Source organism: Fluviicola sp. (genome assembly GCF_039596355.1).
GTDB lineage: Bacteria > Bacteroidota > Bacteroidia > Flavobacteriales_D > Crocinitomicaceae > Fluviicola.
In genome coordinates, this window is record NZ_JBCNJW010000003.1 from 70,029 (window position 1) to 96,548 (window position 26,520).

Consider the following 26,520-nt stretch of genomic DNA (forward strand, 5'->3'; position numbering starts at 1 on the left):
CGCATTGGTTTGAAAAACATTATCTATGAAAAAAGTTATTACACTTTTTGTATTTGGCTCGCTATTTTTGGCTGGTTGCCCGAAACATGAAATCATTCCTGCACCGACACCAAAGGTGCAACTGGAGTCTCATTTCATTGGTACGATCAATGGAACTCAGGTAGAGTTGACTCAGAATGTAGACGGGTATTACCTGGATGCCACTAAAGTGAAAGTCATCCTTCCTTCACCTACGCCTTCAAAAGCAAATTATTTTGCGGATATGAAATCGTCCCAAAATCTGGTTTCCATCAGAGTTGGTCTGGGGTCTGCTACATTTGATGCAAGTGCTTCAGGAGGAGATCCGAGCCTGTCCGTATTCAACAACTTCTTTACATCCAACACCACACCGGCCTACGCTGCTTCTGCAGATGGCGGATTTGAAGTGGTGTACAGAGACGGTTCAGGTGCTGTCTGGACTTCTGATCCGACTCAGACGGCTCAGGATGTGGTCTTTACAAATATTGTTCAGGAATCTGACGGGACAGGAGATTACTCGAAATTTACATGTACGTTTAACTGTATGGTGTATCGACAAATTCCAGATACGACGACGCCCGATCCGAATGATTTTATAACGCTTTCATTGCCGATCCAAAACGCTATTCTGAAAGGTTGGTTCAAACGATAATTTTAGAAAAGCCATCCGGTATGCGGGTGGCTTTTTAGTTTTATATTATGCAGCAACTGAAGATTGGTATTATAGGGGATTTCAATTTTACCTTCAATACGCACCATGCCACGAACATGGCCCTGGATCATGCCGGCCGTTTCCTGGAGGTGGAATTGTCATACTACTGGATCAAGATCAACGAGGTCATCAACATGAAACCGCAACAATTATCCAATTTTGACGGTTTCTGGTTTGCTCCCGGCCCGTATCTCAATTTGTTTTACCTCAATGGGGTAGTGGATCTGCTTTTGCAGCAGGAAGCTCCCGTTTTCATTACCGGAGAAGGCTATAAAGCACTCATCGATGTGCTGATCCACCGCAATAACCTCAGTGCAAACGGGGAAAAACTGATTTCAGACAACCTGGTGGAAGGAAACCAGTTCGAACGTGTTTATGTAATTCCGCATTCAGCGGCACTCATTCATTTGTATGAAACCCGGAATCCGGAAGAATTGACTTCTACGCGCTACAGTTTGTACCCGCAATTGATCGGAAGTTTAACGGCTACCGATCTCGATATCGAAGCTTACAACCAGTTTGAAGAACCGGAGATTGTGAGTTTGAAGAACCGGAGATTCTTCCTGGCATGCGGATTCTGCCCGCAGGTGAGTTCCACGCGTGAGCTTCCGCACCCTTTGGTGTATACCTTCGTAAAATCCTGTTTTTTGTCGAACTAATCCTCGTGCTGCTGTACCTCTTCGAAGTAATGGTCGATCAGGAGGTTTTTTCCTAAAGCAGCTTCAACTGCCAGCACGTCGCAGCGTTCGTTTTCCGGATGCCCGTTGTGGCCTTTTACCCACACAAACTCAATGTTGAATGAGCGGGCAAGTGACAAGTAGCGCTGCCAGAGATCCTTATTTTTTTTCTTGTTGAATCCTTTTGCCTGCCAGCCATACACCCAGCGCTTCTGAATGGCGTCAATCACATATTTTGAATCCGAAAAAATCCGGACAGGAATCTGATTGGTTTTCAGGTTTTCCAGCGCTACGACCACGGCCAGTAGTTCCATCCGGTTGTTGGTGGTGAGCCTGAAACCTTGTGAAAGTTCTTTTACCGACTGCTTGTACCGGAGGATGATTCCATAGCCTCCAGGCCCCGGATTCCCGCGCGCAGAGCCGTCTGTGTATATGTTGATGTATTCCTGCACCCCGCAAAGTTATAAAAATATGTTGTTTTGATTTTTTATTCTGAAAGGCGAAAAAAAAACGGTTAATCGTAAATAGTTGTTAAAAATTAACCAGGGTTACTAATTTAGGATTCCAATGATTCAAACTGATAAACTGCATCTATGCTCTCCTAAATGCTGGTTTTTTGCCGATAAACAGTTCGTTTTTAAATTGGTAATTTTAGGTTAACTTACAATAAATGTTCAAAATATTGGGAAGAGGGCTTTGTTTTACGTAAATATTTGACCAATTTTGTAGTCGAAAAGGAGCTGATATCTTCAGTTTCTGATTCAGTGAATAGTGGTTAGGTTAGGTTAACGAAAAGCGGTCAGCAATGACCGCTTTTTGTTTTTACCCCAACTTCATGCTATTTTCAGATTCTTGTAACGTCTCGTATGCCTGGATGCAACGCACAGAAAAACAAAAGCAGGTAGTTGTGCTACCTGCCTTTATAGTTTTAGTTTCGTCGTAAATTTGAAGAAATTCCTTTCGGATATCAGTTGTATGAATTACTTGATCACTTCCAGGAACCCGGTTTTTTCAATCGGATTATTGTCTTTCAGAATCCCATTCAGCTTGTAGAAGTAAACTCCTTCGCTGCACGGATCCCCACTTTGCGTTTTTCCGTCCCAGAAAACGGTTCCTGTGACATTTTTCGCTTCGTGAATCACATTCCCCCATCTGTTTGCAATCAGGATGTCAAAAGACTTAAAAATATCGTATTGGAAAGAGAATACCTCGTTGTTCCCGTCGCCGTTCGGAGTAATGATGTTCGGCATCTGGAAATCTCCGGTTACCTGGATCACGGTCGAATAGGTATCGAAACACCCGTTTGCGTCCTGGATTGTCAGCGTGATAACGTATGAGCCCGCAGTGTAATAGTGATTGTAAATCGAAGCACCCGTGCTGTTCACCACCTGCGGATAAGGATTATTGTCCCAAACCCATTGAACGATTCCCGCTACTCCGGAAGACTGATCATCAAATTCAACAATCGTTCCGAGGTCAATGGAAGTGGGGTTCACGACGAAATAGGCATTCAATCCCACATCCGGAATCGTAATCGGGTTCATCGGGTAAATCACTTCACAGTTATTGCTGTCGGTAACAGTCAATGTCGGGTTGTAAGTCGTCACATCGTGGTAGGTGTGGTTGAAGTTCAGCGAGTCATTCACGAACATTCCGTCTCCGGTATTCCACACAATGGTCTCCAGGAAACTTGTATTTCCGATGTCAAAGGTCACATTTTGTCCGCAGGCGTTCGGATCCTGTGTCCAGGTTGGGTTGGCAACCGGCCCGAAAATCGTGAGGTAATCAACGTACGTAGTATCGGAAGTACATCCGAACTCATCGGTAATCGACAAGGTCAGGCTGTAAGTTCCCGGGAAAACATACGTGTTATTCGGATTTTGCAGCACAGATGTTTTTCCGTCGCCGAAAATCCAACTGTAATTTGCAATGGTTCCGTAGGAAAGCGATTGGTCGGTCAGCGATGCGAATACCGGCGGACATAAGTAATCCCCGTTGGCATTGGTTGCAGCTCCGCTAAAAGTGTAATCCGGGATGGCAACCGGGGTCGAAATCGTCAATAATTTGGACAGCGTGTCTTTACAACCGTTTGCATCCGTCACGATCAATACATAACCGTGCGTAAAGCTCGAAGTGGAATTATTCAAACTTTCACTGTACGCATGCGCATAATCTGTTCCGGTGCTCACCGATGATCCGTCTACGAACCATTGGTAGGTCAAAGGAGCCAGTCCGCTGGAAGTATTGACTGTGCTTACATTTTCCAGGTTACAAACAACCGAATCAATACTAAAGACAGCGGTCGGCTTGGTAATAGTAACAGACGTGCTTGCAGGAGCAGAAATACAGCCGAACTGATCGGTTGCAACGAGCGTTACGGAGAATGTTCCTTCGGTGTTGTAAGTATGCGTCACGTTGGTGTTCACGTTCGTCGTTGTCTGCGTGGTGTTATTGTCGTTAAACGTAAATAGGAACGAAGAAAGCGGCACGCCGTTGTTTTGCGGTATCGAGTTGTTGTCGAAGGTCACCAGGAATGGCGCACAACCGGCATTGTCATCCGGGACGAGCTGTGCCAAAGGGAGTGCTAAAGCCGTCATCGGGCTGAATGTAGCGTTATCGGAACATCCTACGCTGTTTGTCGCTGTCAGAGTAATGGTAAACGTTCCGAAGCCGGGATAAGCATAGGTTGGATTCGGGCCGGTAACAGACTGTCCGTTCCCCATGTTCCACAAATACGTTCCGAACGGGTGCGAAGACGTGGAATTGTCCTGGAGTGTAATCGGTGAATTCACACACACACTGTCATTCGAAATACCGGAAATGACGGCATTGGTGGTCGAAATGTAAATGGTCTGTGTGGTACTGTCCGAACACCCGGTGGTATAATTGTAAATCACCTGTTTGATCGTATACGTTCCGTAAGCAGTGTAATTGTGCGAAGTCGTTCCCAGGTCGGCATCGTCGAAATCTGGATCATCGAATGTTGTTGTGCTTCCGTCTCCCCAGCGCCAGATCATCAGGCAGTCGTCGGAGAGTTTCCCGATTTTGGAGTGATCGTTCACCACTACGTTCACCGGGAAGCTTGCAGGATTACAGTAAAGCGTTTGCGCCGGGTTGAACAAGCTGATCGGAGCTTTGATATACACCGCGTCCGGAATGGTCAGGGTGTCTTTACAACCGCGGAAATCGACGATTAATGTGACATCGAAATAGCCGGTGTCTTGCGAATACGAATAATTCGGATTTTCTTCGGTAGATGTTCCACCATCGCCGAAATTCCAGAAATAAGTCACTTCATCAGAGGTGTGCGGCGCCAAAATCACCGATTGGTTGGTGAACTGGATGGAACGTTTGGCACATTCCGGGCTCTGGTTAATCGAGAAGTTAACTAAATCTACTTTCCCGACCTCAATATAGGCAGGAATGTTCACCGTTCCCTGACAACCTGTTTGTGTTGTAATCGTAAGTGAAACGTTATAAACTCCGAGGTTGTAGGTGTGAGGCGGCGGGTTCTGCCCGTTGTAAGTCGTTCCATCGCCGAAATTCCACAACCAGCTCGTAATCGGAATACTTGCTGATGACGTATCGATAAACGTAATGGTGAGCGGTTCGCAACCACTCGTATCGGTGCTGGTGAATCCCGCAACCGGTGGACTCAGTGTTACGGCGGTCAGACTGGTTGTTCCCGGACAGCCGTTTGCACCCGTCATTGTCAGTGTAACGGTATACGTTCCGTTGCTTTGATACGTGTGTGCCGGCGGGTTTTGCCCGTTAAACGTTGTTCCGTCACCGAAAGTCCACTGGAAATTCGTTCCACTAGGACTGGTGTTGGTGAAAGTCACGGATTGCGGAGCACAACCTGTAGCCGGATTCGCTGTAAAAGCAGGAATCGGAGTCGGTAGAATAGTGATCTGTTTGGTGGTAGATCCGGAACAGCCCAAACTGGTGTTCTGAGAGCTGAGACTGATGGTGTATGTTCCCGGAGTGGAAAAAACAATGCTGTTATTCTGAGCCGATGAACTTGCAGGAGACCCGCCTCCGAAAGACCAGTTCCAGGAATTGGCCCCTACGGTTGAGTTATCGGAAATGGTTACCGGAGTATTCTGGCAGGCTGTTGCCGGTGCCGTGATTCCTGCCTGGAAGTTCGAAACGACAATTGGTTTCAAGAGGGTGTCTTTACATCCGAAGCTGTTTGTGGCAATGAGCGTCACGTTGTATGTTCCGGCAGAGGTATAGTTGACCGGGTTTGGCGTTTGCTGCGTGGAAGTTTGGCCGTTCCCGAAATTCCAGGAATAGGAAGTGGCTCCTGTACTGGTGTTGTTGAAACTCACACTCACCGGAAGACTACAGCCGTTTGCCGACACGGTGAAATTCGGTGTAGGTTTCGGACGAACGGTCACATACGCAGATTTTAACTCAAAATCCGCCTGTCCGTTAGAAGCCTGAACCGTCAGCGTAACGGTATACGTTCCCGGAGCACTGTAGACGTGTGTCGCATTTTGGGTTGTCGCGGCATTTCCGTCACCGAAATCCCAGGCATAGGATGTAATGGGTGATGAACCTGCGGTAGACTGGTTGGTGAAATGAATACCTTCTTCCAGGCAAACAACTAATGGTGATGCAGTGAATTGTGCGTTCGGCGGCGTTTGGGTAAATCCAAAAGTGGACACCAACAGGGACAGAAGTAGTAAACGCATAAGCTAAGTTTCAAGGTTCGTATTGTTTTTGAGACTACAAAACTAGCGATGGTATATTAATCCCATCAAACTAATCTATTAATTAATCTCTACAATCAAAGATGCGAAATTATTCCATTAAGTTGCTTGAAAGCCATCGCTTCATTTGCTCTAAATCATACTTTTTTCTATCAGCTAAGTTTTCTACCTGATCAATGGTCACTTTTCCCAGACCAAAATATTTGGAGTCCGGGTGCGCAAAGTACCATCCCGATACGGACGCTGCCGGCCACATGGCTAGTGTTTCCGTGAGTGAAACGCCGCTCAAAGCCTCTGCATTCAACAGGTTGAACAAGTTTGGTTTCTCCGTGTGATCCGGGCAGGCAGGGTAGCCCGGTGCCGGGCGAATTCCCTTGTATTGTTCTGCGATCAATGCGTCATTATCAAGTGTTTCATCGTTGGCGTAACCCCAGGTTTCCTTTCGCACTTTTTCGTGCAGGAATTCGGCAAAAGCCTCTGCAAAACGATCTGCCAATGCTTTGATCATGATGGAATTGTAGTCGTCGTGATCTGCTTCAAAACGCTTCACGTGTTCGTCGATTCCGTGACCGGCCGTTACCACAAATGCCCCGATGTAATCTATCACTCCGCTATCCTTCGGAGCAATGAAATCTGCCAGGGAAAGGTTTGGCTGCCCGGCCGCTTTCTTGGTTTGTTGTCTGAGCGAATGCTGGATTCCCAGTACGGAAGTACGCTGTTCGTCCGAATAAATCTCAATATCATCGTTGATACTGTTGGCAGGAAAAATACCGTAAACCGCTTTGGCGGTCAGCCATTTTTCATCCACCAGCTGCTGCAGCATATTTTGCGCGTCGTCGTATAATTTGGTGGCTTCTTTTCCGACCACTTCGTCTTTCAGGATGCGCGGAAATTTTCCGTGCAGTTCCCAGGTTTGGAAAAACGGTGTCCAGTCGATGTAGGGAACCAATACCGAAAGGTCTTGTTGTTCGATGATCTGAACTCCCAACTGGTTGGGTTTCCTGATGGTTTCGTCGTTGAACTCAAGCACGAGTTTGTTTTTCAGCGCATCGGAGTAGGAAAGAAGCTGTTTTGCCCCGCGGTGTTTTTCGTGGTGTTCGCGTACCCGGGCATAATCTGCCTGGATGTCTTTTACGAACTGCTCTTTCTTTTGTCCCAGTAACTGCTCCACAACCGTTACCGAACGGGAAGCATCCAGCACGTGAACGGTTTGTCCTTTCCGGTAGTTCTGTTCGATTTTTACGGCAGTATGCACTTTGGATGTTGTTGCCCCGCCAATGAGCAGTGGAATCGACAAATTGGCGCGTTCCATTTCTTTCGCCACGTACACCATTTCATCGAGAGAAGGTGTGATCAAACCGCTCAAACCAATGACGTGTGCGTTCTCTTCAATAGCTGCCTGGATGATTTTTTCCGCAGGAACCATCACTCCAAGGTCTACAATTTCGTAGTTGTTACAGCTCAATACAACGGAAACAATGTTTTTCCCGATGTCGTGCACGTCTCCTTTGACGGTTGCCATGATCACTTTTCCGGCTGAACTGGAGACACCGTCTTTTTCGGCATCAATGAAAGGCAGCAGGTAAGCCACGGCTTTTTTCATCACACGGGCAGATTTCACAACTTGCGGGAGGAACATTTTACCACTTCCGAACAAGTCTCCCACGATGTTCATTCCATCCATCAGCGGGCCTTCAATGACCTGGATCGGGCGTTCGAACTGGTGGCGGCATTCTTCCACATCTTCGTCGATGTAATCTACGATTCCTTTTACCAGAGCATGAGCCAGTCGTTCGTTTACCGGTGCATTCCGCCATTCAAGGGAAACTTCTTTCTTCTTGTCATCGCCTTTGAAGCTTTCGGCAAATTCGAGGAGCCTTTCAGTAGCATCCGGTCTGCGATTCAGCAAGACATCTTCTACGTATTCGAGGAGTTTTTTGTCGATGTCGTCATAGACTTCAAGCATGGACGGGTTGACAATCCCCATATCCATACCGTGCTGAATTCCGTGATAGAGGAAAGCCGAGTGCATGGCTTCGCGCACCGGGTTGTTTCCCCGGAAGGAGAATGAAACGTTCGAAACCCCTCCTGAGACGTGTGCTCCGGGAAGGTTTTCACGGATCCATTTGGTTGCACGGAAGAAATCCAATGCATTGTTATTGTGTTCTTCCATTCCGGTTGCAACCGGGAAGATATTCGGGTCGAAAATGATGTCTTCGGGTGCGAATTTGACCACGTCTACCAAAATGCGGTAGGAGCGTTCGCAGATTTCGATTCGGCGTTCGTAGCTGTCTGCCTGGCCTTTTTCGTCAAATGCCATCACAACTGAAGCCGCTCCGTAACGTTTAATGAGTTTTGCCTGGCGGATGAAATTTTCTTCCCCCTCTTTGAGTGAAATGGAGTTTACGATTCCTTTTCCCTGGATGCACTGCAATCCGGCTTCAATGATTTCCCATTTGGAGCTGTCAACCATGATCGGAACGCTGGAAATATCCGGTTCGGAAGCAATCAGGTTGAGGAATTTTACCATCGCTTCTTTTCCGTCGATCATCCCTTCATCCATGTTGATGTCGATGACCTGCGCTCCGCCTTCTACCTGTTCGCGGGCAACGGAAAGTGCCGCTTCGTAATCATTTTCCTTGATCATCCGAAGGAATGCGCGCGATCCGGTCACGTTGGTACGTTCACCGATATTGATAAAATTACTTTCCGGTGTAACCGTGATGGCTTCTAAGCCTGATAAACGTAAGAATTTCATGCGTTGGTCGTTTCGCTCAATTTTCGGGGTGAGTATTTGGAGGCAATTTCTGCCATTTTTTTGATGTGTTCCGGAGTGGTACCGCAGCACCCGCCGATGATGTTGATCAATCCCTGCTGGAGGAATTCTTCGATCTGTGTTCCCATCATTTCAGCCGTTTCGTCGTACTGTCCGAATTCGTTCGGGAGTCCCGCGTTCGGGTGTGCGCTCACGGCAAACGGAGCCTGGTTTGCCAATACCTGCAGGTACGGACGCATCGCATCTGCTCCCAATGCGCAGTTCAGCCCGATGCTTAACAAGGGCATGTGTGAAACGGAAACCAGGAATGCTTCGGTGGTTTGTCCCGTCAGGGTTCTTCCACTTTGGTCGGTAATGGTTCCGGAAATCATGATCGGAATCTGAATGCCGCGTTCTTCGCTCAGTTCGTCGATTGCAAACATCGCTGCTTTGGCGTTCAGCGTGTCGGTAATGGTTTCTACCAGCAGGAAATCTGCTCCGCCGTCGATCAAACCGGTTGCCTGTTCTTTGAATGCAACCACGAGTTCTTCAAATGTAATGGCACGGAATCCCGGGTCGTTGACATCCGGTGACATGGATGCCAATTTGGTAGTCGGCCCCATCGAACCAGCTACGAATCGCGGTTTATCCGGATTTTTTGCGGTGAATTCATCACAGACCTCACGGGCAATTTTCGCTCCGTGGTAATTGATATCGTAAACGGCTTTTTCCAGGTGGTAATCTGCTTGTGCCACCGATGTTGCACCGAAGGTATTGGTTTCGATGATATCGGATCCTGCTTCGAGGTACTGGGCATGGATTTCTTTGATCACATCCGGTCGGGTCAGGACAAGGATATCGTTATCGCCTTTCAGTTTGTGGGGATGATCTTCAAACCATCCTTTACGGAAATCGTCTTCTTCCAGGTTGTAACGCTGGATCATGGTTCCCATCGCTCCGTCCAGGATGAGAATTCGTTCGTTGAGTAATTGCCTGATGTCTTTCATAGCTTGTATATGTGCTTTGCTAAACTATGAAGTAGGGGAAGTAGTTCAAAACTACCAGTAACTTATCTCTTCCTGTTCGCCGCAGCAAATCAGAATCGGATTTGGCACCTTCCCGCCGGAACGGAGGTTGCCAAGGTTTCACAGGGCCTGTCCCTCCACCTTTCTTCATAAGTTATATCAAAGATCTGGTGCAAAGATATACAGGATAGTTGATTTTGAAAAGAAATGACCTGAAATTTAGTTGAAGACTTCCAGGTCTCCCATTGATTCCGCAGATGACACCGACCCTTTATGATCCTGTTTTGTATGAGAATTCCGATGATTTGAACGATGTATTTACGCCAGTTCATCGTTCGACTTCGTGTAACAAGTTCACGACAAGTGCTCAGTATGCTTTGTTGAATAGTTCAAGAGCATATTTTTGAGCTCTTTGAACTTTTTTCATTTTCAAATGAACACTGCCTGTTTTTTGACAATTTTCCTGTGATCTGCTATTTTTTGGAATTCTCCAGTTTGTACCTGATTCCAATCATTCCGATCGCCAGGATTCCGAATAATAATGTGAGCCAGGGTGTATATGTCACGTCGTATTTTGCAATCACGAACCCACCGAGAGTCGTTCCCAGGGTTACTCCCAGATTCCCGAATGATGTTGCCAGGCTATTTGCAAATTCCAGTGCTTCCGGAGCGGCTGAAATCATGTAGGTTGACGCGCTCAAAAAGCAGGGAGAATACAGAAATCCCCACAATCCGATCACAGCGGTGGTTGTCCAGGTATTTCCTCCTGAGAAATACAAGAGAACGGGAGTGATTACCGTGCCGGTCAGGAAAAACAAGGTGGTTCCCGTGACGCTTTTGTTCATCATTTTTCCTGCTAAAAAATTGGCTAAAACGCCCATGATGCCGAAGACAAAAAGCATATAACTCACCAGGGTGTTGTCCATGTCTTTGGCTTTGTTTAAGTATTCGGCAAAATAGCTGTAGGTAGAAAACCAGGCTGTAATCATGAAGAAGTTCATTGCTGTGCTGATAATGAAAACCGGTTTTTTCAGGATCTGAATTTGACTGCCGTAGGATTTCCTCGTTTTTACAGGCATATCCGGAAGACCAAACCAGATAAACGCAAGAGCCGTCAAGCTGACAAAAGCCTGGATTACAAATGACAGTTCCCACGTCACTCTACTGGCAAGATACGTAGCAAAGGGAACGGTCGTTACCATTGCAATGGCTATTCCGCTGAAAACAATGCTCATCAGTTCGTTTTCATTGGATTTGTTTCCTTTGGCGACCGCTGCGGATAAAGCTGCCGCAATGTAGACGGGTTGTAAAAAAGCGGGTAGAATCCGGACGAGAATCAAGAGCCAGAAAGGAGGCGAGCATGACGAAACAATCCCCGTGATCAGGAAGATGAGCAAGGAAACAGCCATGATTTTTTTCCGGTCGAATCCGGAGACCAGCAAAGTCATAAATGGTCCTGTCAAGGCAATCACCAGTGCAAAAGCACTCAGTAGAATCCCTGCTTTGTCAATCGAAATACGGTAATGTTCTGCAATTTGCGGTAAGATGCCGATGATTCCAAACTCAGTGGTGATTACGCCTATAAAACCAAGACACCCGATGTAAGCATGTTTTTTCATTGTTGAGTTTGATTTTCTTTTATGAATTGCCCCAAATCCTGTATCAGCCCTGCCGCGTCATCGATCATTCCTCCCATTTGAAAGAAGCCGTGAATCATTCCTTCGTAGCGTTTCAGGTTTACATGGACACCTTTTGCACGGAGTTTTTCTGCATATTGAACCGCTTCGTCTTTCAATGGATCGTATTCGGCAACGGCGATAAAAGTTGGTGGCAACGCTTCCAAATCGTCTGCCAGCAGTGGAACGGCATCGGGATTTGTTTGGTCTTCTGTTTGTGGTAAATACCAATCCCAGGCCTGGATTCCGCCTTGTAGATTGAGTATGGGTCCATTCTGAAATTCGAGCCAGGAGGCTGTTTTTAACGAATTATCTGTAACAGGATAAATAAGGATTTGAGCGACCACTTTTTCTTTGAATTTCCGCGCAATGGTTGCCGCCAAAGCGCCGCCCGCACTATCGCCTGCAATCATTAGTTGGCTTGGGTTTATGCGGAATCGCGCTGCGTTGTCAAGTATCCATTGCGTAGCAAACTCACCATCATTCAACCCTGCGGGAAACGGGTGTTCCGGTGCAAGCCGGTAGGATACAGCGATGACAGTTGTCTGTGATGCATTGGCAAGTTGACGCAGGGGAGTGTCGTGGGTTTCAAGACTTCCGGCATTGAACCAGCCTCCGTGGAAATAAACGATGGCAGGTTGCTTGTCCCGGTCATTTGGACGGTAGATCCGAAGACGAATCGCGTGCTTGCCTGTTGTGATGGTTTGCTCTTCAATGAGATGAACAGCTTCTTTGGTTCCTGCCAGAGGGATAAATTGTTCGTAAAAAGCTCTGCCTGTTTCTAGTTGGCTGAGGTTTGACGGTACTTCAATCTGTTGGATATACGTCAGTGTTTTTTGTACCTGTTCTGATAATTTCATGTCGATTCTCTTTTAAGATTGTCCGCAAAAGTATTTTCAAAGAGCTAAATTTGTAGTGTATACAACCAAATGTCAGGTACTAACAAATTTGTAAGTAATGGGAAAAAGAAAGGAGAACTCGACGAATAGTTTCAATGAAAAGCAAATTATGGAATGTGAATTGGCGTATGCTGTTTGCAAGATTGGAGGTCGTTGGAAAATCCTGATTATGGGGAAGCTGGAAACGGGGAAATTACGCTTCAGCGAATTGCGAAATCAAATTGACGGAATCACCGAACGCATGCTCACGCTTCAATTGCGGGAATTGGAAAAGGAAGGCCTGGTAAAGCGTACGGTTTATGCTGAAGTTCCCCCGCGGGTGGAATATGAATTGACGGAAATCTCCAAAGAACTCATTCCGATTTGGCGGATGCTGGAACATTGGGGAAAGAAGCATAAAAGCCTTTCTCAGGCTGATTAGAAGTTAAACTTCATGTTGCGGTCGTCCAGCACGGCAAAGGAGATTTTCCCGGTCCAGCGCGGCGTGATGTGATTTCCATCGGAGAATACACCATAAATCCCGATGCGGAGCCGTCTTTTCGAAAACTTGAAATTCCGTTCGATTCCTCCCAGTACCTCGTAATGTTTCCAGTTGTATTGCGCTACATACAGCGCTCCGCAACCAAATACCAGTCCGATTCCGGTTTTCTTCATAAACGGAATTTTGTTCATGATCGACCCGTTGTCGTGGTGAATGAAATGGGCTTCGATGTAGTAATCCCGCGATGGAAGCGATGAGTCCTGATCCTGGAACGAGTAGAGCGGGTTGGAGAACCAGAGCGGATCACTGCGTCGCTGGTACTTGAAATCGGCATCTTTCAGACTTTTTGCGCTCAGAAACTTCCCCGAACGAATGTGGTAAGAAGAAGTTCCCAGTGTTCCGAGCTGAAAATTCTGATAAATTCCCACCAAGCCGTATTCGTGGTCTACATCACTTCCGAAGAGTTTCGGAATCCCGCGTTGATAATAGGCATAAACAGAAGGCCATTTGGAGCCCAGAACCACTTTTCTATGAGGTTCGCGCATGTATTTCTGGCCTGGAGTATAAGTGATCGTAATATCTCCGAGCAGGGCCTGATAACCGACGAACGGTTTGAAATCGTCATTGGGGATCACGTTGTCCAGGAATCCCATCTTCTTGTAGCCGTTAATCGACCGGCGTTCGCAAAACTCAACCGTAATGTCGACGTACAATCCGTTGAGGTATTCCTGCGTTTGCCCGAGTTTCAGTTTGGTGGCTTCGATGAAATTACTTCGTTTGTAGATCTGCGTAATGGCATCATAACTCACAATGGCATCGAATTGGTGTGAAAATTCGGTCCTGAAATGTGCTTGTTTGAAGGGATTGTAGAGGTAGTTCCAGTTCGTACTTCCCTTGACATCGTGGTTGAGGAAACCGTACGACACTTCGGTATACACGTCCAGCGTACGCTGATCTTCCCATTTCTTGAAGTAATTGAACCCGGGAGCTACACGCGGCCCGGCGGGGTAGAGCGGACGCGCGGTTGCTGCAATCGAGTTGATGCTCCACTGCACTTTTTTCGGACGGTTCCGGTGTTCCACTCCAAACCAAATCACTTTCAGGAAGGTGACTTTATTGAAAACATGATCGACCGAATCCAAATATTCCTTGCGGTTCAGGACATCATGGATGCTGTCGCGGACAAGGATGAAACGCTGTTCTTCCGGGGTGAGCGAAACGGCGCGTTGTTCTTTCCAGAAAGAGGAATCACGTTCATAGGCTTCTTCCGTTGTCACAGCCAGCTCGTTGTTGAAGAATTTCGGAGTGAAGCCGGGGTTGAAATTGTAATTCGAAAACTGGGCAAGTGTTTTACAAGTTGAAGTCTGGTTTTTGTATTTGACACCGTAATCCAGTACCTGTTCGCGGAGTACGCACATCGAATCGCCCGGAAGGTCAAATTCCTGGTGGATGGAAAAATAATCGTATAGAAACAGGTTTCCTTTTTCCATCGTCAGGTCGAGTTTCTGGATCAGCCAGAGCGAATCAATAACATAGATGTAGCCGGTGAGCGTGGAAGTAGAACTCATCCGGGGAAGGATTTTGATCTTGTGGATCTTTCTTCCGTTTTCCTCGTATTGCGCTTCCAACCGGTACCGGTAAGACAAGATTCCCGGCGTGGAGATCGGGCTCATGACAGGGGTGCTGTGAAGGTCCTCCAAATACAGAAGATTCTGGAAGAAATTGAAGTTCGATTTGACCGTCGTGGTGTAGTAGAGCGTTTTGTCGTTTCCTCTCAATTCGTAGGCGTTGCGCACTTCTTTCACTTTGTTGGGCGGCGCATAATTCCGGGTGAGCTGGATTTCAGCAATGTTCATATTCCCGGCCAGCTTTGCCATTTTGCGCTGTTCTTCTTCAAAGGGATCGGCCAGCTGCTGCTTGTCATTCTTCGCTTCTGATTCTTTTTCCTTCCGGGAGATTGTTTCGGTTGCTTTGATGTACACATCTGTGCTGTGCGGATACGACCATGGGCTGATCTGATCCCGTTTTTTGACCACTTCCAGCATGATTTCCCGTCCGGGATTGGTGCGTTTAACAGCAATTTCCGCTTCTTCGAGTTCGTTGATTTTGATCGGGAAAAGCTGGATGTCGCGGGTGGCTCCTTTGTTCGCAATAATCACATACACTTCCCGCTCGATGTAACCGGTAGCGGTAACAATAACAAAGTATTCCCCGTCGAAGAGCTGGAGTGAGAATTTTCCGTTTTCGTCCGTCTGCGTACGGAGTTCCGGGTTGTTTTTGATATACACATTGGCAAAGGGAATGGGCAGTTTCTTTTCATCCAATACAGTCCCGCTCAGATTCCATTGAGCGTAGGAGAGGATTGGCAGAAAGATCAAAAACAGCAGGCAGAAACCCTTCGAAAACTTCATTTTAACCGGTAGCATATTGGTTAAAAGCGAAAATACGAAAATGTCAGGTCCAATCGATTGAAAATCATGTGAAAGCGCAGATCTTCCGGTTAAGCGGTTATTTCTGTTTTTGACTGTTGAGGAAAGCCTGGTGTTTTTCCATGCGTTTGCGCATAAAACGTCTCATGAGATACGTTCCGAGAGCCATGAGAGCGAAGATGTAATAAACGGCCCAGCTGCTGAAACTTTCTTTCAGGCACATCACGGTAACCATGATAATGATGAGGATTCCCATGGATAACCAAAACAATTCCATGATGCGATTGTATGTTTTCATTTTCTCGTTTATTTATTCTTGTTCTACTATCTTTCTGTAAGTTGAAATTTAGTTCATACTTCGACAAGCTCAGTATGTATTAGTTCAAAAGTTCAAAAGTTCAAAAGTTCAAAATGAGTGTTTTAAATACTTTGAACCTTTTCAACTGTTTGAACAAACTTTGAGTTTTTAGTATTCAATACAGCGATCTTATTTATTGATCGAAATACGGCCTTGCGGTTCGAGGAATTCATAATACGAAAAATCCTGCTTGGCGCGGATGCCTTTTCCGTAGATCAGTTCCTTCGGACTTTTGATCATGACCATTTTGTCTGTAAAGATAAGACTATCTTTTTGATCCCAGTAAAGCGCTTCGGTGTACATGGTTTGCTGGCGTGCCGGATTATACAACTGCACGGAGTCCAGAACCCGCATGGTTCCTTTCGTTTCGTTGATTTCACCGTATTGTCCGGTCAGAATGGATTGGAGTTCTCCTTCGGCCCCGAAAAAGTCCACTTTGATTCCTTCTCGGAATTTAGTGATGTTCTCCGGTTTGGAATATGCTTCCGCCAAAGGAGCATACAGTTTAAACTGGGGAAAACCGGCTTCGGTCTGAAGGACAAATAATTCTTCCGTTTTCTGTTCCGGATCCGTGGATTTGAACGTGATCTGCTTGATCTCGTCCAGGTCATTCACACAGGACCCAAATACGGGCAAGCATGCCAGACACAGGTATGCAAGAGTCCGGTTTGCGCGCATTAGTCGAGTTTGTACTTTCTGAACCAACGTTCGTAAGAAGACGGTGCAATGATGATTCCGAAGCTAACCGAGAAGAAACGTTCTTTCAAATCTGTTGAATTTCCGGTTCCGTTTGATCCGTACTGAACACTGAGGTTCAAAGAAGAATTTGTTTTCTGAGCCAGGAACGGGAATCCGAAACCTGCAGTCACAGCAGTAGTTTTCAGCTGTCTGCCATTGATGGTATTCGGCAGAAGTCCGTATTGTCCCCCGATGCGGTACTTGATTTTGGAGAAATACGCCATTCCTTTGGTTTTTTTATCGATACTGATGTTCGGAATAAACTGCAAGGCGATTTTAGATGTAAAGGTGTTTGAAAAGCTGGAGCTGCTGTGCTCGCTGAATTGCTCTTCATACGCTTTCCATTGTGTAAGGGTTACTTCTCCGAAAATTCCCAGCTGGTAATTGAGTTTGTCCGGGTTGCGGGAAATATTCGGACTGAATGCATAACCAGCTCCGAACGTTTGTTTACTCGGAAAAATAATCTTGCCCTTGTTGTTGTCCACATAACTGATCGTGTCTGTCAATGAAGTAGAAGTGAGTGTTGTCACATCCGTTGCGTAGTACAGCGAGTAATCCAGGTATGAATTCAGGGAAAGCTGCGGCGTGTAAACCGCAGAAACGAATAGTTGTTTGCGTTTATCAAAATCCAGGAAATGCTGGAAGTTTGCTCCGAAGGAATAGTAAAGCGCGCGAAGACGGAACGTGGAGAAATCAACTCCTCCCGCCGGACTGTTGGCGTCAAAAACACTGCGTCGCTGGTTGGTCACAGAGCCGAAGAGGTAACCGAAATTTGCCCCGATTCCCAGGTTTGTTCTTTCCGATTTGATAATGGAATAAGCAACACCTACAAACAAGAGGTTGGTCGATCCGGAACCCAGGTAGGAATACGTCACAGAATCATCGTAAGCATAAGCCCGTTGGCTCAGGTTATATCCTTTACGTGTAAACGGTTTCAATCCCAAACCGATTCCTAATCTTTTTCCGAAGGGAATCGCCAGCGTGAAATTTGAAATGCCGGTTGTTTTTCCTTTGTAACTACCCTGGTCGTCCGAATAAGTTGAGAATTTGGATGCAACTCCTACGGAAAACAACGGTTGACCGAAAGAGAGAAACGAATAACTCGCAGGATTATAGGTATTGATCAATGTGGAGTCAAAAACGATGCTTGAAATATTTCCAAGACCTCCGTATTGAGCTTCGGGTAAAGCGCCCTCTTCACCGAGGCCTGCGGCACTGTAAGCAGATGAAGAAGTGGTTTGGCTCCACGCTGTATAGCACATAACTGTACTAGATACCAGAAGAAAAAGTTGTTTGAGCATGTAAGAGTGCTATTAATAATCCTTTGAGGGTCAAATTCTCGTCGGCAAATATGCCATATTTATTACCTAATTCAAAATATTGGCTGTCGCCCCCCGTGAGAAAAATTGTTAATTCGGGGTAAAGCCGCCGGTATTCTTCAATGAAACCGACCATTTCCAAATGCATTCCGTTCATCACTCCGCTTCTCATAGCTTCCAGGGTGTTTTTCCCGATGAAAGGCCCTTGCAAATGGTCTTCGACAAGCGGTAATTTGCCTGTAAAATCATGCATAGCCCGGTAGCGCAATTCCATTCCGGGAGAAATGCTACCTCCCTCATAAATCTGCGGGTAACGGACGAAATCATATTTGATGCAGGTTCCAACATCGATGATTAACGCATTTTTTTCGGAAATATTGGCTGCGGCAATGGCATTTGCCAAGCGGTCGATTCCAAGCGTTTTTGGAGATTCATAGTGATTCGTGAGCGGAACAGGAAGTTCGTGACTGAACAACATGGCGTTCGGAAGCAGTCCTTTGATCCATTTGGTGTTTTTATCCGAGCGTACGGAGCTAATAATTCCGGGCCAGTTTTTGTATTTGATCAGGTAGGATTTCAGCTTGTCGAGTTCGTCATTGGAGAACCTGCGAACCTCTTGTAAATCATGATTTTGAAACAGGCCGACTTTGATGCGCGTATTTCCGGCATCGACGACAACTGCTTTGAATTCCTGTTCCATTGGGACAAAGATAGAATTGATTTTATAAAAAAAATCACTTTTTCATTAGGAGGAATGAATTCTATTACTATCTTTGCACCCACAATTGAGGAGGTGATGTAGCTCAGTCGGTAGAGCAAAGGACTGAAAATCCTTGTGTCGGCGGTTCGATTCCGTCCATCACCACAAAAAGAAAAAAGCATTCAGCGGTAGTTGGATGCTTTTTTCTTTTTGTCCCTCAATACTCACTCTCTAACTCACACTTTCTGGGCTTTTTTCTTTTCAGTGTGAGTGTGAGAACTGAGTGTGGGATCACGGTTCGAAGCTGAGATCCAGCTTCCTCCTTTGGAGGTCTTAACGACTCTGATGAGTGTCAGACTCCGTCAGAGAGGATCGAGGAGGATGGCAAAGCCAAAATCTTCCACAAGTTCCAATTTCATTCAGTTTTTTTTGATAGTATTGATGCTATAATTATCACAATCAATGGGAACTTTAAATGAAGTATATCAACTTAAACCTATCGTATTATCTGCCTCCGCAATTTTAAAAGTTAAGAAGAACTGCGAAGATTCTTTTTTGAAAAGCTTTGACTTAACAAATACGGTTGCTAAAGAAAAAGGAATTTTTTCCGATACGTTTTTATATATAGCAGATGAAGGAAAGGTTGAAAGACTTGCTATTTATTCACCGGAAAGAATAATCGATTTTAAAGAAACCGGAATGTATCTTTCCATTCAATCAGACGGTAAATGGGGATTTAACGATGCATTCGTTGAGGGGGTTGAAAACGCCGCACCTTTCCTGAATGACGCTCTCTTTTTCGTAATTTATGATGATCGAATCAGTCGTTTTGAGATTTCAAACGGAAAATTAAATCTGGAAGTAACATATGGTTTCGATAAATGGGATTACGCGTTTGATAAATACATCCTCTCCAATTACAGCGATTCACCACAAATAATTGCTGATTATTATATGGATCAGGTAATTGAATTGAAATTATTTCTTGAAGATTTGGCAGCAAATGACGAAGATCCCGGAAAATGGTGTGAGGTTGAAGAATATGAGGATTTATTCAGTAAAATAACTGAGTTTAGTGAATACATTTCAACCGAAGAATTAAATAATACAATGGATTGGTTGAACGAGAAAATAGCTTTTCAAAAAAAATGGGAAGATCAATATTACCGCTAATCAGTGGTTTTGCAAAATGATGGGATAAATGATTTAAACATTATTCCCGGTTCCATTTCCGTTCGCTCTTTCTTTTTGTTCTTCATTCTCATTCTTTCTGGCTCTTTCTTTTTCAGAGCGAAAATGAGAACGAGAATGAGGAAAAATCCCGGTTCGAAGCACGATTGAAGTCTCCCTCTTCGGAGAGAAGTAAAAATGATCTCCCGCAGCTATCGATTTTATTTACTCCACAAAAAACACCCCTACAACAGCAATTGTCTTCTTTTTAGAGTTTACGGCTATCGCTTTAAAGGTGACTTGAGTTCCGGAAGGTAATTTTTCCAGGGCTTTTGTCATCTCATCAGATATTTTTGAAGAATAGACTGAATAGAATTTGGAGGTGGAATGTATAAACAAATCCGTTTGCACAATGGTGAAATCAGTGACTTCTTTATTGGGACCGTAGATGTGCAATTCTTTGCAAGACTTTTTACAAACCCCTCCGGTTGAAGCAGAATCGAGGAATAAGTTGGTTGGATGAATGTTGGTTTGTGCAATGAATGGATTGCAGCAAACAGCCAGGAAAAAGATTGTCAGGAGGTTCATTTGCATCGTTTCGATTTTCAGAATACAATGCTTAAAGATTTTAAAGTAACGAATAATCTGGAATTATTTGATGAATATTATTTCCAGAGTGTAGGATTGGAACGAGGATGAGAAAAATCCCCTCCCGAATCGGGAAAAGTACCGTTGATTTTGGCTTGATAGCACTGTAGGTTTACATAAATTTTTAATAAATAAGGTTATGCGTGCTTATATCGAACAAATTGATATTGCTTCAAATGGGGAAGTGATTGTATCCGGGCAACTTTCGAGAACGAATCTAAAGGTTGTTTTGAGTGAACTCATTTATGTGAAACCTCCGGCTGACGGAATTTGGGGATATATGTTGGAATTGCTCCCTACGTCGGCAATCGGAGCTGATGTTCTGGTTCCATTTTCAGTGAAAGCAAACTGGACTGGAAATAATCAGGCGAACGGACTGAGGCTGACACAACCGGCATTGAATCCTCAAGAACCGGATTTTGAAATCATACAGCTTAAGGGGAAAAAGGTGAGTCAATTTACAACTGTGCAGAAAAATATGATCAGATTAAAAGGTGCTGCTTTTGATCAAACCACAAAACATCTGATTCTAGATTTAGAATATGGAGGAGGTTGTTTTCCTCATTTGTTTTCTTTGGAATGGGATGGCAATATTTCTAAAAGCTCTCCGCCTGAATATCATTTTAACCTGGTAGATTTGAGTGAACACGATCCATGTAAGGCTATTGTTTCAATTCAGCTCCGGTTTGACATGGATGTTCCAGGTATTCAATTGGACGTTCCTTCGGTTTTTTATATCGAAACCCCTTCGGGTAATAAACAGATACGACTGGAAAATCGATCATAAGCTTTGCTAATATCCGGGCTGTTCTTCCATTTCCCTCTCTGAACGGATGTATGAAAAGAAGTTCTGCATGAATTTTGGAAATGTGTTCAATTTGACTTCATCCCCTTTCAACAAAATAAGTTGTTGGTTTCGGTTCTACAGGATCATAAAATCGATATTTTAGAGCATGAAAGACTGGAAAAACAACCTGAAATCGGACGATGATGAACTGGTAACAAGCTATTTCAGCACATTTTTCAATGTCGAAATCCCAATCAGGTTCATTGGAACTGCCGATAAAGTCCAGCCCAATCAAGAGGCGTTGGTCACTGAGATGATTGAATACGAAGACCGCTGGATCGAAGAATCCATTCGTGCCATTTTGGAGTATTACAAAGAAGTTTACCCGGATTACAGAATGGGCTGGGAGCTCAATGGAAGTGATGATGTAACGATTGAACAATATCTTCCCAAAGAAATCGATCGGGAGAAATTGCTGAAACTGATAACGCCGTCAGAACTATTCATTGCCGAAGAAGAAAACTATGAACCTGGTAGGTTCGGGTTCGGTTTAGAGTGTGAATGGGACATAGAACATGGGCTCGGCGTGTCTTTCAATCAGTGGAAAGCATCTGAAGTAGGAGGGATGGATGTTGCATTCGGAATTTAACCAAACGAGAACAACAAAAGCAGATTTTCTGCTATCTTCCCGCCTTCAATGAATATACTATACCAACGCGGAGATTTGATCGGAATCCGTTATCCATACACGTTTATCGGAGTCGTGCTCCGGTTGATTTTGCTCGTTTTATTCGGAATCGTTTGTTACGCATTTGCCAACCGCTGGATGAGTTGGGAAAACTGGCTTATTCCCCTCTTGTTTATCTGGGGGGTGTTGTCGTTGGGAATCAGTAAGCGAAAAGCCGTTTATCATCGAAAAAAAGAGCAGTTAACAGTCTACGGGAAGATGTTCAACCTCATTGGAACGAAATACGATTTACCCGTTTCAAAAGAAGAGCTGGAGCTTCTTGCACAGCAGCGAATTGATTATTCGACCGGGACTACTGGTTCAGCCAAAGCATTACTGTATAAAGATATTTTTGTCAAACTTCCCCGAAAACTGGTCCAATTGGATTCGGTGCCGGTCCATGACGTGCATACGGAGCATGTGCCGAAAGATTGGGAACGGTTTTTCGATGCGATCTACGATCCGGACCTGGTAAAAGAAATCAACGGCAAAGATTGGTTTCATTACCTGGAAATAAGCATGTGGGTTTTGATGTTGCTGCTTGCCGGAATCACACTATACATCAATCAGGCCGGGGGATTGGAATTTATAAAACAAGCATAATGGGAGTTGATTCAGTATTAAAAGTCCGGATTTTTCAAAACGGACAAAGCGATTACCATGAAATCGCGGTGTCGGATCAGGATAATTCCCTGGCAAGTTTGTTTTTCGGGGATGAAGTGTTTTATACCAGTGTGCGTTTCGATAGAGATGAGGAGCTATCGGCGGAAGAAAACGAGTTGTTAAACCTGTCAGAACGAGACGAAGAGGAAATGCTGGTTTGCTCCGGGATCATTCCGGCAGAAAGCCTGTTGCCGGTGATCGATAAAATGCATCGAAAATTATACAGACGAACACGGGAAGCTTTAAATAACGACTTGCTTGAAATAGATCAGCAGGAAATTCCGGATGACGAAAAAACAAAGAAACGATATCTGAAAACAGGCGATTATTTTGACTTTGAAAGCTCTCTGAGTATTTTGATCGGTATTCTGAAAGCTGCAAGCGGACAGGGATTATCCGTGCAGATCGTCAATGAATTTTATTGATCGTTTGATTGATGATTGAGAATCGCTGCTTAAACTTGATCGTCCAATAAATCTGTTGAGGCATTTATGGGGCCGGAACCGTATTCCCGGCGAATGAAATCCGCAATGGTATCACGTAACTGTACCTGTTTCGGTTTAATCGTGTATAAAAAGATGACCATTGGGATGATGACCGCGAAAAGCAACAGCAAAACGGCAAAGATTAACAACCCGCCAAGAGTTGGGAATGTTTCCTGGATTCGTACAAAATGCTTTTTTTCTCCCACGATTATGGTTCCGGCAATATTTCCATGAGAAATGATCAAAGCCTTTGGCCCGCGAAAAGCAATTTTGTATTCGGGGAAAGCAGTTTCCAGCTTGGTCTTCAACTCCGCCAGAGTGTAGGGATGGTCAACTGTTACACGCATAATGAAAAATGATTTGGTTTAGGATGTTAAAGATAACAGCATTTTGACAGGATCCATCGACTGTTTTTCAAAACCAATGGTTCAAAATAGTAAATTCAGGGAAAATTAATGACGCCAAACAAGAATGAAAAACATCATATACCTGCTTTTAATCCTTACCTTGAACAAAAGCTATTCCCAGGTCAGTCATCTGAATCGGGGAGGAATCATGTCTGTAAATTACTACGAGGAAATTGATTTTGAGTTTATTAGAAATAAAATCGTCATTCCGGTTCAGATCAAGGGAAAAACATACCGTTTTGTATTGGACACAGGTGCTCCGAATGTGTTGTCGAAAGAACTGGCGGATGTTATACAGCCGGCGCTCCTGGATTCCATTTCGATTCGTGATGCGAATGGAAATAAAGGGATGTTGAATACGGTGTCGCTCGACTCCTTTCAGTTGGGAAACTTAACCTTTGAACACACGGCTGCATTGGTTTTTGATCTGAGTACCAGCCCGGTTTTCGGTTGTTTCGGAATCGACGGACTTATCGGGAGTAATGTGCTTCGGAATTCCATCATCAGCATCGACGCGAAAAACAAAAAACTCATTATCACAGACCAGGAAGCGAAGCTGTCGCTGAAAAAGAAGGAAGCGGAAAAGATTGATCTGAGTAAAAATCAGAGTAGCCCCTACCTGTGGTTGAGATTACGGGGGAAAGACCACGCGCGGGAACAGGTGTTGATCGACACGGGAGCAGATGGGTTGTATGATCTTGCGAAGAAACACTATGAAATCTTTCAAAAGCAAGACATTTTTTCCGTTTCAGGAGAGAGTGAAGGAGCGTCTACGTTTGGTATTTTTGGCGGTGGTTCCAAAAACAAGCAGTACAAACTCGTTTTGCCGGTGCTTGAAATAAACGATATACAGCTCACCCGGGTGGTTACGAATACGATGGACGACAACGAGTCCCGGATTGGGGCACGGTTGCTGGAATACGGGGTGATGATTATTGACTACAAAAACAAACGATTCTATTTCAAAGCTTACTCGAAAACCGTTCCGGCGGCGAAGCCCGATTACGGATTTTCTCAAACATTGAATGGCAATAAACTCATTGTTGGATTTGTGTGGGATGAACAACTGAAAAGTCGGTTGAAATACGGAGATGAAATCACAGAAATGAATCACGTGGTCATCAATGAATCTTCCCTGTGTGATTTGGTTGTTGGGAAGCTCGATTTCCCGGATCAGAATACAGTCGTATTAAAAATCAAAACAGAAACGGGGGAGGAATTTGAACTCAGCATCGACAAAAAACTTCCGCCCAAAGCAGAGTGATTCTTCAGTTCATACCGCAAATTGCGCAGGTAGTTTTGAAACGTGTTGATATCGGTAGATAGCCTAAGATGGGCTTAAGATGGATGTCTTTCCGCGGGGGTGAGGGATGCAATAACTATCGGGATTTAAGCCGTTTTTTTTGAGAGAATCGGGGTGGTCATCGCCTAATTCTATGTGGTCTTAGCATTTAGACCTGATTTTTTAGAACGTAAAGTGTTAAACAAAAAAACACCCGCCGCACAAGCAACGGGTGAATTCGATTTTACAATTGGAATGCAATCGGTAAAAACATTTCGGCGTCTACCTTTTTTCCGTCTTTTTCACCGGGAGTCCAGTCGGGCATGCCGGAAACCACGCGCAAAGCTTCCGCGTCAAGCTCTTTGCTGACTCCTTTTTTGATTTTCGCCTGGGTCACTTTTCCGCTTTTCGATACCACAAACGATACCATCACTTTTCCGGTTGTTTTTGCTTTTACAGCAGATTCCGGGTAATGGATGTTGTTGGAGAGGTAAGCCATTAAAGCTTCCGTTCCGCCTGCAAATTCAGGTTGTTTGTCCACTTCGGTCTCCACTTGAGATGGTTGCTGCGGGTTGGGTAATGGAGCTGCGGGTTCTTTGGTAAAAGAAACCAGTGTCAGCGTTCCTGCAATGAGCGGAAGGGCAAGTGCCGTAATCCACCGTTTTTTTGAGGTGTTCTTCATGATTTTGATACGTTTAATCAGTGTGAGTTTTGTCATAAACTGATTGGTTAATAAATAGAATGATGAACTAGTTCCGAGAGAATAAGCCAGCAGGAATTCCATATAGCCGGCGCGGTATTGTTGATACATGATCTGATCCACTTCGAATTCGTGGATTTGGATCAATTCTTTTTTGAGGAGCAAAAACAAGGGGTTGAACCAGGAAAAGCAATGTAGCGCTTCAACATACAACCGGTCGGCAGAATGAAGCTTTTGTGCATGGATTTGCTCGTGCTCAAAAATGATCCGGCGATCCTGTTCCGGAAGACCCGCCGGGAGTTGAATGAAGCGGAAGAAAGAAGAAGCATCCCGATCCGGTACTTCCATGACCGAAAAACCGGCTTCTTTGCGATGTTTGGTACTGAAAAATGCACGGAGAATTTGATACAGACTGAAAAGAACCCATACGCTGAGAAGTGCAACACCGATCCAATACCCGGTTTCAATCCAGGATAAACCGGAACTGATATGCGGTTGATTTTGCCGGTGAACCGAAACCGTTTCCAGTTCAATCACCGGGATGTGATATGTCCACGCTGCACCGCATGAAACTCCGTGTTTCAGCCAGACAGCCAAACCCGATAACAGCGGGATCGAAAGCAGGGAAAAACGCTGCCAGGAAAAAGAAAGAGAAGACTGTATGAGTTTGAAAACGCCGAACAGTAATACAAGTACCAGGTTTGCTTCGAGAAGATACCAGAGATAATTAGTCATGCCCTTCGTTTTTGATGATTTCCAACAATTCGTTTAAGTCCTGGAGATCGAGCTTGTTTTCCTTCATGAAAAAGGAGAGCAGCTTCGCATTGGAGTTCCCGAAGTAATTTTCCTTTAAAGCCTGCATGCGTTGCGCTGAATACGTTTCCTTGCTGATGGTCGGGTAGTATTCATTCGACTTTCCATACGTTTTGTACTTCACAAATCCCTTTTGAACCAAAACCCGGATCACTGTCAATACCGTGTTGTAAGCAGGTTTCGGTTCCTCCAGCTGTTCATGAATGTCTTTTGCAAACCCTTTTTCGACAGACCAGATGGCCTGCATGATTTGTTCTTCCGCGCGTGTCAATTCCTTTTTCATACGGCAATGATATAACTATTTTTATAACTATACAATTATATTTATAAATATAA

Annotated in this window: 24 protein-coding genes, 1 tRNA gene and 1 riboswitch; of the genes, 10 read left to right on the plus strand and 15 right to left on the minus strand. The window is 44.9% G+C overall.

The annotated features are described in order from the left end of the window. Window positions 1-25 precede the first annotated feature (25 nt). Entirely contained in the window at window positions 26-670 is a 645-nt protein-coding gene (locus tag ABDV94_RS08245; protein WP_343606393.1) for a hypothetical protein, read from the plus strand. Window positions 671-717: 47 nt separating this feature from the next. Continuing rightward, entirely contained in the window at window positions 718-1,389 is a 672-nt protein-coding gene (locus ABDV94_RS08250) for a hypothetical protein (protein ID WP_343606395.1), read from the plus strand. Here the strand turns inward: ABDV94_RS08250 and rnhA are convergent. From rnhA to ABDV94_RS08280, 6 genes are all read right to left on the minus strand, one after another. After that, window positions 1,386-1,859 carry a ribonuclease HI gene (rnhA, locus tag ABDV94_RS08255; RefSeq protein WP_343606397.1) on the minus strand — a complete coding sequence of 158 codons (474 nt, stop codon included), beginning with the start codon at window positions 1,857-1,859 and terminating at the stop codon, window positions 1,386-1,388. The two genes, ABDV94_RS08250 and rnhA, sit on opposite strands and share 4 nt — an antisense overlap. A 528-nt stretch (window positions 1,860-2,387) precedes the next feature. Further along, the gene (locus tag ABDV94_RS08260) at window positions 2,388-6,104 is read right to left on the minus strand and encodes a PKD domain-containing protein (protein ID WP_343606399.1); all 3,717 of its coding nucleotides are present in this window, start codon (window positions 6,102-6,104) and stop codon (window positions 2,388-2,390) included. A gap of 109 nt (window positions 6,105-6,213) precedes the next feature. Next, window positions 6,214-8,880 carry a methionine synthase gene (gene metH, locus ABDV94_RS08265; RefSeq protein ID WP_343606401.1) on the minus strand — a complete coding sequence of 889 codons (2,667 nt, stop codon included), beginning with the start codon at window positions 8,878-8,880 and terminating at the stop codon, window positions 6,214-6,216. After that, window positions 8,877-9,884 carry a homocysteine S-methyltransferase family protein gene (locus ABDV94_RS08270; RefSeq protein WP_343606402.1) on the minus strand — a complete coding sequence of 336 codons (1,008 nt, stop codon included), beginning with the start codon at window positions 9,882-9,884 and terminating at the stop codon, window positions 8,877-8,879. The genes metH and ABDV94_RS08270 overlap by 4 nt, the downstream gene beginning before the upstream one ends. A gap of 59 nt (window positions 9,885-9,943) precedes the next feature. After that, a riboswitch (SAM riboswitch) is annotated at window positions 9,944-10,058 on the minus strand. 317 nt (window positions 10,059-10,375) lie between these two features. Beyond that, a complete protein-coding gene (locus ABDV94_RS08275; protein ID WP_343606404.1) occupies window positions 10,376-11,521 on the minus strand; it encodes an MFS transporter in 1,146 nt (381 codons plus the stop codon). Beyond that, a complete protein-coding gene (locus ABDV94_RS08280; protein WP_343606406.1) occupies window positions 11,518-12,438 on the minus strand; it encodes an alpha/beta hydrolase in 921 nt (306 codons plus the stop codon). Before ABDV94_RS08280 ends, ABDV94_RS08275 begins: the two co-directional genes overlap by 4 nt. 97 nt (window positions 12,439-12,535) lie before the next feature. Between ABDV94_RS08280 and ABDV94_RS08285 the strand changes: the two genes are divergently transcribed. Next, window positions 12,536-12,898, plus strand: coding sequence for a helix-turn-helix domain-containing protein (locus ABDV94_RS08285; protein WP_343606407.1), 363 nt, complete (start codon window positions 12,536-12,538; stop codon window positions 12,896-12,898). Here the strand turns inward: ABDV94_RS08285 and ABDV94_RS08290 are convergent. From ABDV94_RS08290 to ABDV94_RS08310, 5 genes are all read right to left on the minus strand, one after another. Continuing rightward, entirely contained in the window at window positions 12,895-15,369 is a 2,475-nt protein-coding gene (locus ABDV94_RS08290; RefSeq protein WP_343606408.1) for a DUF5686 family protein, read from the minus strand. The genes ABDV94_RS08285 and ABDV94_RS08290 overlap by 4 nt on opposite strands. Window positions 15,370-15,466: 97 nt before the next feature. Beyond that, a complete protein-coding gene (locus tag ABDV94_RS08295; protein WP_343606409.1) occupies window positions 15,467-15,685 on the minus strand; it encodes a hypothetical protein in 219 nt (72 codons plus the stop codon). Between the two features lie 189 nt (window positions 15,686-15,874). Then, on the minus strand, window positions 15,875-16,423 hold the full coding sequence (gene lptC / locus ABDV94_RS08300) for an LPS export ABC transporter periplasmic protein LptC (protein ID WP_343606410.1): 549 nt from the start codon (window positions 16,421-16,423) through the stop codon (window positions 15,875-15,877). Further along, a complete protein-coding gene (locus ABDV94_RS08305) occupies window positions 16,423-17,745 on the minus strand; it encodes a hypothetical protein (protein WP_343606412.1) in 1,323 nt (440 codons plus the stop codon). Before ABDV94_RS08305 ends, lptC begins: the two co-directional genes overlap by 1 nt. 7 nt (window positions 17,746-17,752) lie before the next feature. Then, window positions 17,753-18,502 carry a type III pantothenate kinase gene (locus ABDV94_RS08310; RefSeq protein ID WP_343606414.1) on the minus strand — a complete coding sequence of 250 codons (750 nt, stop codon included), beginning with the start codon at window positions 18,500-18,502 and terminating at the stop codon, window positions 17,753-17,755. Window positions 18,503-18,594: 92 nt separating this feature from the next. On the opposite strand from ABDV94_RS08310, the gene ABDV94_RS08315 reads away from it, so the two are divergent. Together ABDV94_RS08315 and ABDV94_RS08320 are read left to right on the plus strand one after the other, a co-directional pair. Further along, a tRNA-Phe gene (locus ABDV94_RS08315) sits at window positions 18,595-18,667 on the plus strand. A 297-nt stretch (window positions 18,668-18,964) separates the two neighbouring features. Then, window positions 18,965-19,675: a hypothetical protein gene (locus ABDV94_RS08320; RefSeq protein ID WP_343606416.1), complete on the plus strand. Its 711-nt coding sequence runs from the start codon at window positions 18,965-18,967 to the stop codon at window positions 19,673-19,675. A gap of 222 nt (window positions 19,676-19,897) precedes the next feature. Here the strand turns inward: ABDV94_RS08320 and ABDV94_RS08325 are convergent, their stop codons facing one another. Then, window positions 19,898-20,260 carry a hypothetical protein gene (locus ABDV94_RS08325; RefSeq protein WP_343606418.1) on the minus strand — a complete coding sequence of 121 codons (363 nt, stop codon included), beginning with the start codon at window positions 20,258-20,260 and terminating at the stop codon, window positions 19,898-19,900. 199 nt (window positions 20,261-20,459) lie between these two features. Here ABDV94_RS08325 and ABDV94_RS08330 point away from each other — a divergent pair, with 199 nt between their 5' ends. The 4 genes from ABDV94_RS08330 (at window position 20,460) to ABDV94_RS08345 (ending at window position 22,922) form a co-directional block, all read left to right on the plus strand. Continuing rightward, window positions 20,460-21,107, plus strand: coding sequence for a hypothetical protein (locus ABDV94_RS08330; protein ID WP_343606420.1), 648 nt, complete (start codon window positions 20,460-20,462; stop codon window positions 21,105-21,107). 166 nt (window positions 21,108-21,273) lie between these two features. Continuing rightward, window positions 21,274-21,756 (plus strand): hypothetical protein, encoded by a 483-nt coding sequence (locus ABDV94_RS08335; protein WP_343606422.1) that lies wholly within the window; start codon window positions 21,274-21,276, stop codon window positions 21,754-21,756. Between the two features lie 48 nt (window positions 21,757-21,804). Beyond that, window positions 21,805-22,437, plus strand: coding sequence for a hypothetical protein (locus ABDV94_RS08340; protein ID WP_343606424.1), 633 nt, complete (start codon window positions 21,805-21,807; stop codon window positions 22,435-22,437). Continuing rightward, window positions 22,437-22,922 carry a hypothetical protein gene (locus ABDV94_RS08345; RefSeq protein ID WP_343606426.1) on the plus strand — a complete coding sequence of 162 codons (486 nt, stop codon included), beginning with the start codon at window positions 22,437-22,439 and terminating at the stop codon, window positions 22,920-22,922. The genes ABDV94_RS08340 and ABDV94_RS08345 overlap by 1 nt, the downstream gene beginning before the upstream one ends. A gap of 29 nt (window positions 22,923-22,951) precedes the next feature. Here ABDV94_RS08345 and ABDV94_RS08350 read toward each other — a convergent pair whose 3' ends face one another. Further along, window positions 22,952-23,329, minus strand: a complete 378-nt coding sequence (locus ABDV94_RS08350; RefSeq protein ID WP_343606428.1) for a hypothetical protein — start codon at window positions 23,327-23,329, stop codon at window positions 22,952-22,954. A 124-nt stretch (window positions 23,330-23,453) separates the two neighbouring features. On the opposite strand from ABDV94_RS08350, the gene ABDV94_RS08355 reads away from it, so the two are divergent. Then, on the plus strand, window positions 23,454-24,653 hold the full coding sequence (locus ABDV94_RS08355; RefSeq protein WP_343606430.1) for a retropepsin-like aspartic protease: 1,200 nt from the start codon (window positions 23,454-23,456) through the stop codon (window positions 24,651-24,653). A 262-nt stretch (window positions 24,654-24,915) separates the two neighbouring features. Here ABDV94_RS08355 and ABDV94_RS08360 read toward each other — a convergent pair whose 3' ends face one another. Further along, entirely contained in the window at window positions 24,916-26,106 is a 1,191-nt protein-coding gene (locus ABDV94_RS08360) for a M56 family metallopeptidase (RefSeq protein WP_343606432.1), read from the minus strand. Beyond that, window positions 26,099-26,467, minus strand: coding sequence for a BlaI/MecI/CopY family transcriptional regulator (locus tag ABDV94_RS08365; protein ID WP_343606434.1), 369 nt, complete (start codon window positions 26,465-26,467; stop codon window positions 26,099-26,101). The genes ABDV94_RS08360 and ABDV94_RS08365 overlap by 8 nt, the downstream gene beginning before the upstream one ends. Between the last annotated feature and the right edge of the window lie 53 nt (window positions 26,468-26,520).

What these genes read in the sequence shown, in the direction of transcription:
- ABDV94_RS08320 (WP_343606416.1), top strand. Translation starts at nt 18,965, where the DNA reads ATGGGAACTTTAAATGAAGTATATCAACTTAAACCTATCGTATTATCT.
- ABDV94_RS08280 (WP_343606406.1), bottom strand. Translation starts at nt 12,438, where the DNA reads ATGAAATTATCAGAACAGGTACAAAAAACACTGACGTATATCCAACAG.
- ABDV94_RS08285 (WP_343606407.1), top strand. Translation starts at nt 12,536, where the DNA reads ATGGGAAAAAGAAAGGAGAACTCGACGAATAGTTTCAATGAAAAGCAA.
- ABDV94_RS08250 (WP_343606395.1), top strand. Translation starts at nt 718, where the DNA reads ATGCAGCAACTGAAGATTGGTATTATAGGGGATTTCAATTTTACCTTC.
- ABDV94_RS08245 (WP_343606393.1), top strand. Translation starts at nt 26, where the DNA reads ATGAAAAAAGTTATTACACTTTTTGTATTTGGCTCGCTATTTTTGGCT.
- ABDV94_RS08275 (WP_343606404.1), bottom strand. Translation starts at nt 11,521, where the DNA reads ATGAAAAAACATGCTTACATCGGGTGTCTTGGTTTTATAGGCGTAATC.
- ABDV94_RS08260 (WP_343606399.1), bottom strand. Translation starts at nt 6,104, where the DNA reads ATGCGTTTACTACTTCTGTCCCTGTTGGTGTCCACTTTTGGATTTACC.
- ABDV94_RS08305 (WP_343606412.1), bottom strand. Translation starts at nt 17,745, where the DNA reads ATGTGCTATACAGCGTGGAGCCAAACCACTTCTTCATCTGCTTACAGT.
- ABDV94_RS08365 (WP_343606434.1), bottom strand. Translation starts at nt 26,467, where the DNA reads ATGAAAAAGGAATTGACACGCGCGGAAGAACAAATCATGCAGGCCATC.
- metH (WP_343606401.1), bottom strand. Translation starts at nt 8,880, where the DNA reads ATGAAATTCTTACGTTTATCAGGCTTAGAAGCCATCACGGTTACACCG.
- ABDV94_RS08295 (WP_343606409.1), bottom strand. Translation starts at nt 15,685, where the DNA reads ATGAAAACATACAATCGCATCATGGAATTGTTTTGGTTATCCATGGGA.
- lptC (WP_343606410.1), bottom strand. Translation starts at nt 16,423, where the DNA reads ATGCGCGCAAACCGGACTCTTGCATACCTGTGTCTGGCATGCTTGCCC.
- ABDV94_RS08340 (WP_343606424.1), top strand. Translation starts at nt 21,805, where the DNA reads ATGAATATACTATACCAACGCGGAGATTTGATCGGAATCCGTTATCCA.
- ABDV94_RS08350 (WP_343606428.1), bottom strand. Translation starts at nt 23,329, where the DNA reads ATGCGTGTAACAGTTGACCATCCCTACACTCTGGCGGAGTTGAAGACC.
- ABDV94_RS08310 (WP_343606414.1), bottom strand. Translation starts at nt 18,502, where the DNA reads ATGGAACAGGAATTCAAAGCAGTTGTCGTCGATGCCGGAAATACGCGC.
- ABDV94_RS08335 (WP_343606422.1), top strand. Translation starts at nt 21,274, where the DNA reads ATGAAAGACTGGAAAAACAACCTGAAATCGGACGATGATGAACTGGTA.
- ABDV94_RS08345 (WP_343606426.1), top strand. Translation starts at nt 22,437, where the DNA reads ATGGGAGTTGATTCAGTATTAAAAGTCCGGATTTTTCAAAACGGACAA.
- ABDV94_RS08270 (WP_343606402.1), bottom strand. Translation starts at nt 9,884, where the DNA reads ATGAAAGACATCAGGCAATTACTCAACGAACGAATTCTCATCCTGGAC.
- ABDV94_RS08325 (WP_343606418.1), bottom strand. Translation starts at nt 20,260, where the DNA reads ATGAACCTCCTGACAATCTTTTTCCTGGCTGTTTGCTGCAATCCATTC.
- ABDV94_RS08290 (WP_343606408.1), bottom strand. Translation starts at nt 15,369, where the DNA reads ATGAAGTTTTCGAAGGGTTTCTGCCTGCTGTTTTTGATCTTTCTGCCA.
- ABDV94_RS08360 (WP_343606432.1), bottom strand. Translation starts at nt 26,106, where the DNA reads ATGACTAATTATCTCTGGTATCTTCTCGAAGCAAACCTGGTACTTGTA.
- ABDV94_RS08330 (WP_343606420.1), top strand. Translation starts at nt 20,460, where the DNA reads ATGCGTGCTTATATCGAACAAATTGATATTGCTTCAAATGGGGAAGTG.
- ABDV94_RS08355 (WP_343606430.1), top strand. Translation starts at nt 23,454, where the DNA reads ATGAAAAACATCATATACCTGCTTTTAATCCTTACCTTGAACAAAAGC.